The organism is Candidatus Zixiibacteriota bacterium, from assembly GCA_018820315.1.
Lineage (GTDB): Bacteria > Zixibacteria > MSB-5A5 > JAABVY01 > JAHJOQ01 > JAHJOQ01.
The window spans coordinates 26,501-39,752 of record JAHJOQ010000121.1; the positions used below are offsets into that span (position 1 = coordinate 26,501).

At 50.1% G+C, this 13,252-nt stretch carries 11 protein-coding genes; 5 read left to right on the plus strand and 6 right to left on the minus strand.

Annotation, left to right across the window (positions count from 1 at the left end):
* Positions 1–86: 86 nt before the first annotated feature.
* Positions 87–2,855, minus strand: coding sequence for a M28 family peptidase (locus KKH67_12080; GenBank protein ID MBU1319918.1), 2,769 nt, complete (start codon positions 2,853–2,855; stop codon positions 87–89).
* Between the two features lie 217 nt (positions 2,856–3,072).
* Between KKH67_12080 and KKH67_12085 the strand changes: the two genes are divergently transcribed.
* Together KKH67_12085 and KKH67_12090 are read left to right on the plus strand one after the other, a co-directional pair.
* Positions 3,073–4,419, plus strand: coding sequence for an insulinase family protein (locus tag KKH67_12085; protein MBU1319919.1), 1,347 nt, complete (start codon positions 3,073–3,075; stop codon positions 4,417–4,419).
* The gene (locus KKH67_12090) at positions 4,416–5,915 is read left to right on the plus strand and encodes an insulinase family protein (protein ID MBU1319920.1); all 1,500 of its coding nucleotides are present in this window, start codon (positions 4,416–4,418) and stop codon (positions 5,913–5,915) included. Before KKH67_12085 ends, KKH67_12090 begins: the two co-directional genes overlap by 4 nt.
* 13 nt (positions 5,916–5,928) lie before the next feature.
* Here KKH67_12090 and acpS read toward each other — a convergent pair whose 3' ends face one another.
* A complete protein-coding gene (gene acpS / locus KKH67_12095; GenBank protein MBU1319921.1) occupies positions 5,929–6,300 on the minus strand; it encodes a holo-ACP synthase in 372 nt (123 codons plus the stop codon).
* Between the two features lie 61 nt (positions 6,301–6,361).
* Positions 6,362–6,907 (minus strand): hypothetical protein, encoded by a 546-nt coding sequence (locus KKH67_12100; GenBank protein MBU1319922.1) that lies wholly within the window; start codon positions 6,905–6,907, stop codon positions 6,362–6,364.
* A 561-nt stretch (positions 6,908–7,468) separates the two neighbouring features.
* On the opposite strand from KKH67_12100, the gene KKH67_12105 reads away from it, so the two are divergent.
* Positions 7,469–7,885: a hypothetical protein gene (locus tag KKH67_12105; protein ID MBU1319923.1), complete on the plus strand. Its 417-nt coding sequence runs from the start codon at positions 7,469–7,471 to the stop codon at positions 7,883–7,885.
* A 57-nt stretch (positions 7,886–7,942) separates the two neighbouring features.
* On the opposite strand, the gene KKH67_12110 is transcribed toward KKH67_12105, so the two are convergent.
* Together KKH67_12110 and KKH67_12115 are read right to left on the minus strand one after the other, a co-directional pair.
* A complete protein-coding gene (locus KKH67_12110) occupies positions 7,943–8,794 on the minus strand; it encodes a hypothetical protein (protein ID MBU1319924.1) in 852 nt (283 codons plus the stop codon).
* A gap of 95 nt (positions 8,795–8,889) precedes the next feature.
* The gene (locus KKH67_12115) at positions 8,890–10,056 is read right to left on the minus strand and encodes a glycosyltransferase family 39 protein (protein ID MBU1319925.1); all 1,167 of its coding nucleotides are present in this window, start codon (positions 10,054–10,056) and stop codon (positions 8,890–8,892) included.
* A gap of 75 nt (positions 10,057–10,131) precedes the next feature.
* Between KKH67_12115 and KKH67_12120 the strand changes: the two genes are divergently transcribed.
* Together KKH67_12120 and KKH67_12125 are read left to right on the plus strand one after the other, a co-directional pair.
* The gene (locus tag KKH67_12120) at positions 10,132–10,602 is read left to right on the plus strand and encodes a winged helix-turn-helix domain-containing protein (GenBank protein MBU1319926.1); all 471 of its coding nucleotides are present in this window, start codon (positions 10,132–10,134) and stop codon (positions 10,600–10,602) included.
* Positions 10,599–11,174, plus strand: coding sequence for an IS630 family transposase (locus KKH67_12125; protein ID MBU1319927.1), 576 nt, complete (start codon positions 10,599–10,601; stop codon positions 11,172–11,174). Before KKH67_12120 ends, KKH67_12125 begins: the two co-directional genes overlap by 4 nt.
* A gap of 492 nt (positions 11,175–11,666) precedes the next feature.
* On the opposite strand, the gene KKH67_12130 is transcribed toward KKH67_12125, so the two are convergent.
* Complete coding sequence (locus KKH67_12130) at positions 11,667–13,250, minus strand: hypothetical protein (protein MBU1319928.1); 1,584 nt, start codon at positions 13,248–13,250, stop codon at positions 11,667–11,669.
* Positions 13,251–13,252 lie beyond the last annotated feature (2 nt).

Here is a 13,252-nt window from a genome sequence, read left to right on the forward strand (position 1 = left end):
AACAGCGCAAACTCATAGCAACATCGCGCATTTCTGATGTACTGTCATCACGAAGACTGTAGCGACGCAGTGATCTGTCACGCGTGCTATTGTGATCCCGCGCATCCATACGTCGGTGCTTCACCGCCAAGATAAATATAGGCTATCAAATGCAGTAGATCGAGAATATCGAAGACACAGTCATTGTTGACATCGAGCCTGTTGACATCACCCTGCATACCGCCTCCGGCATACAATATCTTGATCATGAGTATTATATCGAGAAGGCTCTGCCGCGTGTCATCGTTTATGTCGCCTGCAACATCTCGCGGCACTCCCATCAGCGCCGCTACTGCATTTATTATACCCCGTCCCGAATCGAGCTTCATGTGAAACAGTGGCAATCCGAGATACATCATCGCGACGCTATCTTTTACCGTGTAGAGCCCGCAAACCTGACCATCGGACTGACTGCCGGGATCGCTGGAAACGTAGCGGTACGCTGGCGTAGAGACATCATGGTCGAATTCCACCCAGGGCACGAGTTTCAACTGCCGGTCATCACCAAAGTTGTTATAGTAGGAGTTGACAGTGGAATCGACAATGGCATCGGGCCAGAATGGTTCTCCCTCGGAATAAACGAAGTCGGTTATATCCGGTTCTGTGTAGTCTGTGAGGCCGAACCAGTCCTGAGTATCTTGAAACAAGGAGACAACCGGGGTATAGCCGCCTATGAATATGTCGCCTCCCCAATCAGCGAACCATCCGAGATCATCCATCTCATTGCTGAGATTGGAGGACAGATCACTGAACCAGAAAACCGACTTGTATTGCCCGAGTTCCTCGATCGGCAGGTCTGATTCTGGTAATCCACCCAGAAAAGTCACGAGATCATACCGGATATCAGAGAAGAAGTATCGATATTTTGACAAGCTCATCGAGGAATCGACTGCCCACGGGGTAACATCAACAACGACCAGGGCGTTGCGATTGAAAAAGAGACCTCGGCTTGTCATCGTGTCGGTCGGCACCGAATAATTCGAATCGACATCCATCGCAACGATATAGTAATCATAATAGCTCTCCTGCAAAACTCCAGAATCAGTCAATTTATCATTATCCCTGACAGCAACGGTATCGAAATCGTTCTCGCCACTGATTGACCTTAGGACCAGATACTCGACAACATCGGGATGTATCGATCTTTCCCATTCCAGATCTATCGCCCGCAGGCCGGGAGACGCAGTGATATTCGTGGGAGCAAATGGAAGCGAATACGGTAAAGCCGACCCGGTGGGATTGATGATGCTCTCTGAAGTCTCATCAATCACAGTTCCGACCGAGATGAAGTACTCTGTTCCTTCCGTAAGCTCGTCGATTACGAACGAGGTCTCAGTCTTCGCGACATAATGAAATCTCGTATAGATACCGGGAGAAGTCCCAACTCTGATTTTGTATTCAAAGTCTCGCGAGTCATTTGCATCGGTCCACTCAACCAGAAGGTGATCGCCGGTTCCCATGTCCGTTATGGTGATATCCCGGATTACCGGTGGAGCGAATGCAATTTGATAAGCAGTCGCCACACAGCCTTTAACAACCTCGGTCATATAGACGAAGTCGAGATTGTCTGCAATATCGGATGGCGAGTGGTAGAAAGGAGAAAATCTGGCTTCGTGCACGAATACTGCACTATAACCTGCCTGCTCGAATGGTGCGTGATCCGATCTGCCACTATTGCCGCCGCCGATGTCAGCGACCAGGTCCGTGTACAGATCCATGCTTTCTTCAAACAGAAGTGCGTAAGGTCGTGACGGAGAGTTGTGCAAAATTCTAATCACGGTATTTCCGCCGGAGTTGTTGGCTATCATGTCGGCGTTAATCATAATTTCAATATTCACACCAGAATGATCATCTACATATGCCCCGCTTCCGACAAGCTGCTGCTCTTCACCTGAGAAGCAAATGAACCGTATTGCCTTGGGAGTCTCGAAATCCTGCAGGATTCTCGCGAATTCGACACAAAATGCTGTGCCGCTTGCATTGTCGTCGGCACCGGGAGCTATCACTCTGGGGTTTCCGGATGAAGTAGCGTCGTAATGTGCGCCTACCACGATATACGTTTCAGGAGCTGTCGCACCGGGATGGTCGGCAACCACGTTATATGATGGATCGTGTACCGGATTACTCCAGGTGGGATGATACGGATCAAAAGAGACATCGAGCCCGTACGCTTCGAACTTCTCGGCAATCCAGTCTCTGGCAGCCATTATCGAATCTGAATCGGAATGCCGCGACACAAATGCCTCCAGCCTCCGGACATAGGATTCGATGCTGTCCATTGAGATCAAGCTGACAAGGGAGTCGATCAGTTCGAGATCCTGGAGTTGAAGCGGCGCAAGCTGTACGACTTCGTATCTAACGGGTATATCGAATCGGGGCAGCTCGATAAGCATGACGCCATTTGCGGGCTGCTGAAGCAGCTTGCCAGCCTCTCTTTTGACCAGCAACTCGTCGCCAAAAAGAATTCGATCGCCGGTAGCCAGACTGAGTGTTTCAGACTTCAGATCAATGCGGCGATTCTCGGATACTGCAATCACCCACTCGCTCGGATCGAAAGCGCTGTGCACAATCTCACACCGCACGCCACCGTTGACTATCCTGTCAATCGCTTCCTCGTCTCCTATTACCAGATATTGGTTGTATCCCCGCAGGAGGACATCCACTCCGGAGTTTCGTACGATTTCAGCATCGCGGTAGCTATCTAAAGTCACCTGATATAGATTCCCCGGGGTATCGTCTCCGATTGTCTCAATCGGCACGCTGAGTATCAGAGACAAAGCGAGAACCACGCCGACAATCATGCTATTCTTTATCATAGTATCATCACCTCTCGTATCTCAAATTCCACTATCCTAGGATATCTGACGCACTCAATGGCGACCTGTCCAATATATACATCAATTTAGCGCATGCTTGCAGATAAAACGGATATCAGTAACGCACCGTTCCATCGCTCCATGACGCGCAATCTGCTTGCTTTTGGGATAATGTCAGGCTAAATAGGATGAACTGAACCTGTCACAGGAGTGATCCATGAAAACGATCTGCCTGGTTGCAACAGTCGCTTCACTTTTGAGTCTTGGGAATGCATTGGGTCAGTTCGATCTCGACATAGAAACGACCGTCCTCCCCAATAGCCTGACTCTTCTGACCTATGTAGACACTACCGTGCCTACGGTATCGTATCAGACGTTTATCAACGCCGGTTCGCGCGATGAGACCAAGCCGGGCGCTTCCGGTATCGCGCATGTATTCGAGCACATGATGTTCAGGGGAACAGAGAAGCATCCCGACTACGATGAAGCTGTATCGTATATGGGTCCACAGACCAATGCATATACGTCAGAGGACTATACATGCTATTTTGTCAATGCCAAGGCTGAGTTTCTCGATCAGATTATTGAGGTGGAATATGACCGGGTGCGAAACCTCCTATTCACCCAGGAGGCTTTCCGCCGCGAGCTCGGACCGGTCAAGGAGGAGAGGCGCAGAGGAGTTGACGACGATGCCGGAGGGTACATCTATCAGGAATTGAACAGGCTTGCGTACAGGAAGCACACATATCGTCACCCCGTCATAGGATGGGAGCAGGATCTCGAGAAGAACCTCAAGTACGCCGACGCCGCTGACTTCAGAAAGTTGTTCTATGTTCCCAACTACACAACGATCGTAATCAGCGGCAATTTCGATCGTGCAAAGACAGAAGAACTGGTGCTTCAATATTACGGCGACTGGAAGCCGTCACTGCCGCCGACCTCACAGGTGAGACAGGAGCCGAAGCAGGATAAAAAGCGCCGGAAGGATTTCGAATGGAAAGACAGTCACACTCCGGCAAGGATGCTTGTTGCCTACAAAGCGCCCGACCTCAATTTCGACTCACCAGATCTTGTGGCGCTTCAGGTTCTATCCAACATACTATTCTCCAAAACCGGCAGATTGGTCAAAAGGCTTAAGACCGATCAATCAATGGTGGAGGACATCTCAGGACAAATGGACGGCAGAAAGGATACCGGACTCTTTCTGATAGACGCCTCGCTTAAACCGGGACAGGAATTCGACTCTGTCCTCGCGATTATCGAATCCGAGCTAAGCGAGATAACGAAGAACGGCGTGACGGAGGATGAACTTGCCCGGGCGGTCAATCCGATGAAGTCGAGGTTTCTTTTCAGGCTCAGTACTCCAGCCAGAGTCGGTGGCACTATCGGATATTATCAGATGACCGGTGGTGACTACAGGATGATGTTTAAGTACTACGACATGCTCGGTTCACTGAAGGTCGGAGATATCCGCGCTGCTGCAACTGCCTACCTGCAGCCGATAAACTCGACAATAGTCACTCTCTCGCCGCTACCGTCAAACCAGGGAGATACGGCGCTATGAAATCGACAGTCATTACTCTAATCTCAATAGTCGCGATCCTTACGCTATCATGCTCGCTCGAGAAGCAGCAATATGGTACCGAGTCTGTACAAATGGTTCAGTTGCACAAGGGCGGTATACCTGTTGTGATAATCCAGGTGCTGGTAAAATCCGGTTCTGCGGATGATCCAGTCGGTAAGGAAGGTCTGGCGCGATTCACCGCGAGTTTGATGGAACGCGGTTCGGCCAAATTCAGCAGGGATCAGATCGAAAGTACCCTTCAGCTACTCGGGACCGAGCTGAATATTCGAGTCAATCGCGAGACAATTCTGTTCACATGCCAGACTCTGAAAGAGAACCTGGATCAATCCTACGATATCCTCTCTGACATTCTGTTGCATCCGGGCTTCCCGGGCGATGAAGTGAGTCGGCTGATATCGGAGCAGCAGGATGACATTGACGATATCGTCGAGGACGATTCCCGCCTGTCGTTGGCGATCCTACAGGGTTCGCTTTATGTCGGCCATAGATATGCGCATCCCGTGCCGGGTGTCAAGTCTGCTGTCGGGACATTTACTACCAGCGATGCTGAATCGTTCTATGCTGCGAACTTCAAAGCTGACAATATCATCATAGGCATTGCCGGAGATTATCCTCCAGAATTCGCCAACAGATTTAGGGAGGATTTCGAGACTTTGAAGCGAGGATTCGCAAGACATGATCGAGGCACCGCGATTCCGGTTTCCGGAAGAAGAGTAGTGCTTGTCGAAAAAGAGAATCGTTCGCAGACACATTTCAGGATCGGCAATATCATGACATACGATCGCAACAGCCCAGACTACTACCCACTGCTGGTTGCGAACACATATTTCGGACAGCACAGGGAATCGTTCGGCAGGCTGTACCAGACAATTCGAACAGAGCGAGGCTTATCTTACGGCGCGTATGCCTACGCTGAGCATTTCATGCAGTCGGGATGGTCGAAATTGCCGCAAGCCCTGATACGCTGGTCGCCGACATATTTCTCGATTTGGACATATCCGAAGGCGGAGAATGCAGAGTTTGCCATCAAGCTGGCGCTGCTGGAGTTGACGAAGCTGACGACCGGCGCACCGCCGGAGGAAGATATCGAGAAGATGAAGCAGTTTGATATCAACCACTTTCCGTTTATGTATGAGACACCCGAGCAAAGACTGACTCTCGAGATGGAGCAGCTGTACTCCGGCGACTCAGCATACATTGCCGACTATCCGAATCGGATTGCCCGTGTAACTGCTGCAGGGGTGTTCGATGTTGCGAAGCGAAACTGGTCGCCTGAAGATTATGTCCTTGTTGCGGTTGTCTCGGACGGTGAGAAATTCAGGGCGGAGCTTCTTGATAGTCAAACGACGATCGACTACCCGTCCGGCGCTACAGATGTCGGACTGGAAGATGTCGATGAACAGGTGAAGCGATTCGATTTGAAGCTGACAGAGAATGATTTCACGATATTGAGGGCGTCGGATCTGTTTAGATAAGATTGAGGGATGCCTATCTGCGCTCGACATGCGCAACAGCGATAGCGTATGTCTCCGTGTGTGAAATCGATATTGATATCTCGACGTCAGGGCAGATTTGAAGCGCTTTAGATGATAGATGAGCGACCGGGGCTTTGGTAGGTCCGTCGAGAACCTCGATATCCTTCCACGACAACCCTGAGACTCCGAGTTGATAGAGGGCTTTGTAGACAGCTTCTTTAGTCGCGATCTTCCCTGCCACACTCTGCAAAAAATTGACTTTGGAGCGGCAATATTGGTTCTCGCGAGGGGTCAGTACACGGGTAACAAACTTATGCCCCCACCGAGCGAATGATCCCCGGATTCTCTCTATATCGACTATGTCGGTGCCTACGGTTGCTTTCATTCTAATCAATTCCGGATAGATAAATAATATACTAACATATGCATTCGCATTGCAAGGAGATTCACATCCAGGGGTGGGACATCCAGGGGCAGAAACCGTAAGCTACATCATACCTCTTCTCACCTTGACTCTCCTCCCGTATCAACGACTCAACATACGGTAAGCTGCAACATCGCGCCAGGTCTACAGCCAATATCTTCTTGCCCCTGTAAACCAAGTGACGATCACCCTTCAGCCTGATTATGAATTGCAGCCGCTGATCAAGGAAGTAGTCATATAACCACCCGCGGTCACCACCTCGATCCATTACCCAAATACCTTTGTTACCCACACCTATACAGACCCTCCTGACAGCCTTGAGTCTCTCCGCGTTCTCACCTTCGAAGTCGGGAGCCTTTGCCGAATACAAGCGGCTGTACAAAGGCATCTTCTCTGAACTGACAGTTTCCCCACCAATCACATGCATCGTCCAGTAACCATCCGCCAACTCCTTCTTGCTACCATCCCGAACACGACCCAGATACTCCATCTTCTTCGCATATAGCTTCGAAATGTCGCTCGTATCTACTATCAGAAGAGTCTTATCTCCGATCTTCCCTCTGCACATCCTCAGGATCTTCGATGTTATCTCATGCCAAAGCTCCTACCGATCCAACTGGCGCGACAAACGATCGACTGTCCTGGAAAGGGAGGGCTTCTCCTTCAGAGACCGACACCATTCGCTGAGGTGCAGAGACTGGCGAGCGCAGATGCCAAAGAGAGCTTCCTCAACAAATCTGCCCGCAACTCTCGGAAGACCAAAAGAAAGTTCTCCCGAAAAAACATGCATTTGTTCCTTTAACTTCCCGGTCACTTTTGCTACATTCATATGGGGCTCCTGTTGTGCCGAAAGGCCTTATCTCTCTTCAGACAAATAAGCCTACAACAGCGAGACCCTCTGTGCAAAATCAAATAAAACGAGAGTTTCCCCATCTTCCAAAAACCGATAATTCCACTTACGAAAAACAACAATCCCTTGATCATGATTGCAGGACGCCAAATTAGCCAACATTATTGGGGAAGGTACTGGGAAGATACCGCCAGTGGCTCATGAGCGATCTCATATACCAACTAAGTCTACATTTGGGATTGCTCGAACGACTGCTTTTTCGTATTTTGTCCAACAGCTATGAAGACACCTGCTGCAGAAAGAAAGACACTCGTACTTCTCGCGGGTGCAGTCTGGTCGATTGTCGGAGTCAGTCTGATAGTGGTTGGACTCAAGTGGCTGATATCCGGGAACGGAAATATTGGTGTGTCTCTTGCTATCGGCGTCGCCGTCGGAGCAGCCGTTCACTTCTTCGGATTCTCCACGCTCGTCACCACCAATCTGAAGAGGATATACTCCCAGTCTCCGGGGAAAAGCAAAGTCTGCGTATTCGCATTTCAGAACAGGCGTAGCTATCTGATGATCGCGATTATGATACTGATGGGATACATCATGCGCCACTCACCGATACCGAAAATCTATCTCGCACCAATGTACCTGACAATCGGCTTCGCACTCCTGCTATCGAGCATTCGATACTACGGAAACGCGCGGTGAGTGGATCGTTGGCCGCAATCGATTCCCGGCCAATATCGGCTCAGGCCGAGTTAAGTCTCAAAAAGTATAGACTGCATGCCGATGAGACTGCGGTGTATACTCGGAGTACTCGAACACATTGAGGACAATCGAGTCACCGCTGTCGTACATCTGATTGAAACGATCCCGCACAGGCGTTAATATGAATCTTCTGGTTTCTGTTATCCAGGCATCGCACGCATCGTCATGGTCATCGTGACGAAGATAGAGATTCGCCTGAACCGGATATGACTCTAAGAATGCATCCGGCGACATGAACAGCAGAAAATCGTGACTCCCGCAACCGCCGCCATAACTCAAGGTGATACTCAGAGTGTCACTTGCGACAGAGACGTAACCGAGCGTAAAGGGATCAAGCTGAATCATCTCTGGTGGTAAGTCGGTTATGATAACTGTAGTGTCGATATCAGGATATTCGTAATCGGAAATTCTGAGTGTTGCAACATATTGTTTTTGCTCGATAGGACCCGGCCACTCCGGATAAGGTATGAGCGAGAGCAGATCGACCCGGTATCCGAGCGCTGTGTCGGAGAGCATGCCCATAAGTCGGGGGTTGAATCCACCTCCCGAGATTGAAGGAGATGCAGACGCTGTGCCAAGGCCTGATTTGGTCAGTTCAATGCTGGCACTGGCTATTCCGGCCCAGAAACACTGCACTCTGGTTGGACAGCGAGATTCTAATGGAACTGACTCGAAGTTAATCCTGAGGTGGTCTGATTCCCGATAGGCAGTTTCACCGAGCGAAAGGCTGAGAGTGTCTCCCGCAAGTATCTTGTTCACTCCCTTTCTTCCAGAAATGCCGTCGGAGCAACCGTAGAACATAACCGCAGCTATTAGCAGCGCAAGAGCCAAAATAAGCGATTTGTGCATCACCCTCTTCCTACTACTATATATGACGGCCTGAGGACAAGAATGTTCAATAATTTAAGCTCTTGAATTTGTGCTATTTCGAAAAGCATCTCCGCTCAGTAGGAAGTCGTATCTGAAGGGCATTCTCCAAATATTCTCTCCGGCTTGGTACGCGCACCGGAAACCGGCCAGAAATCGGATCCAGCTATTGCAGTAGTATCGAGGAGGCAATAGCACTCTCCGACTTCGTCATCAAACCACCACGGCTTGTTGTCCAGCACAACAACAGAGAATCTCCTCTCTTCAAGCGCACCAAGTAGCTCCGCAGTAAACTGCGCTTTGATTGAACCATCTTCCCCTTTGAGAATATCCCTTAAGGCCATGCTGTGCGCGTACGGTGGTTTGCCTGCCTGCACTGCCAGATATGGATGATTGGGGATGTAAATATCTCCCGGCATGCCACTCAACATGCTCACAAATTGCTCTCCCGCAAGAGCATCCGAGTCTTTGGGGAGACGATCAAATGGATTGTACACGAGCGAGGCAAACTGAATGATGCAGGCGACGTAGATATATGAAATGATGGTCGAACGGTGATTGCGGAGAGCTGTCGCCGCTGCCCGCAACGCCTCCCGAACACCGAGTCCGAACAGGATAGCAATGCATGCGTACGCAGGCATCAGCGAGTTGCTGTCGGACCCAAGATGAGATATCGAGATCCACGAAGCTCCGAGCATGCCTATGGACATCAACAGATAATACCACGTTGCCTCTCGATCAGATTTTGATATGAGCCTGTGGATGTATGCAATTGCTGCAATTACGGCTACGGACATCGGGAGAATTATGGAAAGCGGCCAGAACTCCATAAACGGAAGGCTCCAGAATTGATGCTGACTTGGGAGATCGAAAGCATAGTAGCTATACCACCCTCCGTGAATGCTGTCCATCCAATATGTTGAGGCAACCAGTGTCACCGTCAAAATCCCGGCGAATATCGCGAATCTCTTTCGATTGCTAAGCAGACAGTAAATCGCTATCGGAACGGCTACGGTCAGTGCCGACTGCTTGGTCATGAAGGCGAGGAAGAAGAGCAAACCTGCGGCAAAATACGAAGCTGAATTTCGATAGTGCCTCAGCAGGTACAGTGCTCCGAGCATCCACAGCATAAAGAGCGAATCAACTCTCGCAAGATCGAAGTATGTTCCGGTGAGATCATATGTGGCGACGTAAAGAGAGCAAGCAAGGACTCCCGCATATGTACTGCCCGACTCCTTTCTCACGAATTGATACTAAGTTGCGTTCATTATTCAATTATATTATGATATTGGCTGGACTTGAAGTCAAGGAGGCCGATAATGAAGGAAGAGATGGTGGAACGGTTGCTGGTGCTCCAGAAGCAAGCTCGAAACATCAGGGAATGGCGGAGGTTGGAGGTGGTCTGGTTGCGGGAGAGGCTTGGGCTAAGCGGCCCGGAGGTCTCAGCAGCCCTGAACTACAAGCTTCAGACCGTCCACGTCATTTGGCATCAATGGATCAGGGAAAAGGAGTTGCTCTTTCGGCGACCCGCTCCCGGCGGTCGCAAACACGCCTATCTGACGCTGGAAGAAGAAAAGGAGTTTCTCGCTCCCTTTTTCCGAACGGCCGAAGCGGGCGGAGTACTTACTGTCACCGAGATCAAAGAGGCCTATGAAGGGCGGGTGAATCGGAAGGTTGCTCCGTCCACCGTTTATCGTTTGTTGCACCGGCACGGCTGGCGGAAGATAGTGCCTCGCAAGAGACATCCGAAAAGCGACCCGCAGAAACAGGAGAAGGCAAAAAAAACTTGATTCGCCGGGCAATGGCTGCGGGACAGGCCGCGGCCAGTGCGCGAAAAGCGGAGGATATCCCGGTGCGAATCATGTTCATGGACGAAGCAAGGTTTGGCCGGATCAGCGAGGTGCGCCGCTGCTGGGCGCCAGCCGGTGTCCGTCCTGTGGCCTTAGCCCAGGTGGAGCGGGAGTACAGCTACGCCTATGCCGCCTTGAGCCCCTTCGACGGCGAATTGATCAGCTTGGTACTACCCTGGGTCAACACAGAGATGATGTCGCTCTTTCTAGGAGAAGCATCGCGTCGCTATCCCAACGAACAGCTGGTAATGATCATGGATCAAGCTGGCTGGCACAAAGCTAAACGCCTCAACATTCCCGACAACATAACCTTGCACTGGTTGCCACCATACAGCCCAGAACTGAATCCCGTCGAGCATCTGTGGGACGACATCCGGGAGAAATGGTTCTCCAACAAGGCCTTCAAGAGCCTCCACGCGGTAGAGGTACAACTCGTAGAGGCACTACAACACTATCTGTCCTCCACATCAGAACTCAGATCCCTGACACTCTTCCCATGGATGAAACTTTAACAATGAATGCAAAGTGGTATGAAATATCAGTACGAAACAGAGAATTGCGGAAATGAATGATATGAGACGCAATGGAAAGTAGCCGGTTCCGATGAGGTATGTGCTTAGCGCAGAGACGTAGAAATATACAGGCGTATATATGAAAGGGACGAAATCAATTGATGGGCTGACGTACAGTTTTTCGCCAGCCACAATTCTTTCGGTCTGCAGAATCGACCCACTTTCCAGATATTCGAGCTCAAATTCATAGTCTATTCTACTGAGAGATACAAACAGGAAGAGCAATATATACGATACGGCGACCGCGATTGTGATCAGTTTGAGACTCTTTGCAATACTGTATGACATATAATATCAGCGCAAGCTTCCCTCAATACTGTGCCTATCAGTATTCAGTGAATATCTCCATTCTTTGCTTTGAATTAAGAACATTGCCGGATAATTGGCAAGTCAATCATTCGTACACATGCTGAGCAGCAATCCAGCCTGCTCTCAATCTTTCGGGGTCAGAATCAACGTGTAATAGGCAAGCTCTTTCTCAAGAAACGATTTCTGCAGTACTATGCTGATTGTCTTCGTTTCCGGATTCCAATATGATGATTCCGGCGAGAACATGGTGATATACTTCGCACTCAGCAGATTGAGATAATAATCATAGAGCCCTGCCTCGTTGACATCGAACACCAGGCCATACTTCTCTCCGTTGTATTCATGCCCTGGAAGTTGCTCCGTGAACATCCAGCTCCGATATGACCCGGACACATAAGACGATGTATCCGCAAGCAATAGAATACCGCTTGGTTCACCGCTGTCTGATCTCACTTTGATACGATAGGTTGCTCCGGTGTCCCGTATGCTAATCGTGAGGTTCTCAGCCTCCAAATGGAAACCGGGGAGTGAGGAAAAGTCGTTGCCGTTCGGGTACAACCCGCTCGACTCATACTGCTTTGCACAGGCATCTAACTTATCAAGAAGCTCCTCCCAACTCCATCCAGTTCTCGCTTTCAGGTCCGCCTTCACCTGTTCCACCGTGAACGATCTCACCGTCTCATCAGACCCTGACAGATCGCGATAGAGCTGCTTGAAACCATCGATTCCACACTGTTCTATAAGCAAACTCACTAATATCCCCGCTGCCGGATAGGAGATATCGGCCAGCCCTATAACCGTGCAAAAACCATCATATGTGAGAAGATCTTCAGGATTACATATTTTGCGTGAAAGGAGGCAATATCCGAGCTGCATAATGACTTCCGGTGACTTACCCCACCGACCGCCCATCGAAACAGCAAACCCCTCCTGGATAAATGGCGTTGTATGCAGAGGTATTTCTTCGAGAGCAAGATTGATCAGGAGATGAGCCAGCTCGTGAGTGTGCGGGAGGTGCCGGGCAATGATTGCATCCGACTGCAGGTCGCATACTCCGTGCGCACTATGGCCCGTCAGCAATTCGAAGTCAGGCTTCGAACAAATGTAATAGTCAATTTTTCGATCGGCAAGCAACTGCATCCGCGCATCCGAAATCTCGAGGGTCCGCGCGATCTTTTCTATGGCCTCATCCAGCGCCTGAAGAGCAAATCTGTTGATCAGGCTGCTGTCAGCGAAGTGTACACGTGCGTATCGTGTTTCCAATTGATTCCATTTTCGAGTCAGTGCACAGAGTCGAGAAATCAGCATCCAGCTTCCCTCCGCTTCTACTGCATAGTAGGTGGTTTCCAGGGTGTCGCTGCCGCTTGTCAGATGGACTGCCAAAGTAGAATAGTCAGCACAATCGGATACGCCGATCACCGAAACGTCAACATGTCTCGATACTATCTTCTCAAGATTGGAGATCACAGGAGAGGCGCAGTCGTATTTTGGGACCGTCCCAGCGTAGCTTATGTTCAACCGCCGGGAATTCTCGATCTCATCAGGAAGCCAGCAAAGTTCAGCTCCCTGCAGATCACCGGTTTTCAGAGCATTCACATATTCGATGAATACCGCCTCCGCCCCGGATGAGGTCGTTTGTGCAAATAGTGGTGCTGTCAAGCTGGCTGCAAGCAGAAGACAGCTCGCAAGGTTTGTGCCATTCCTCATAG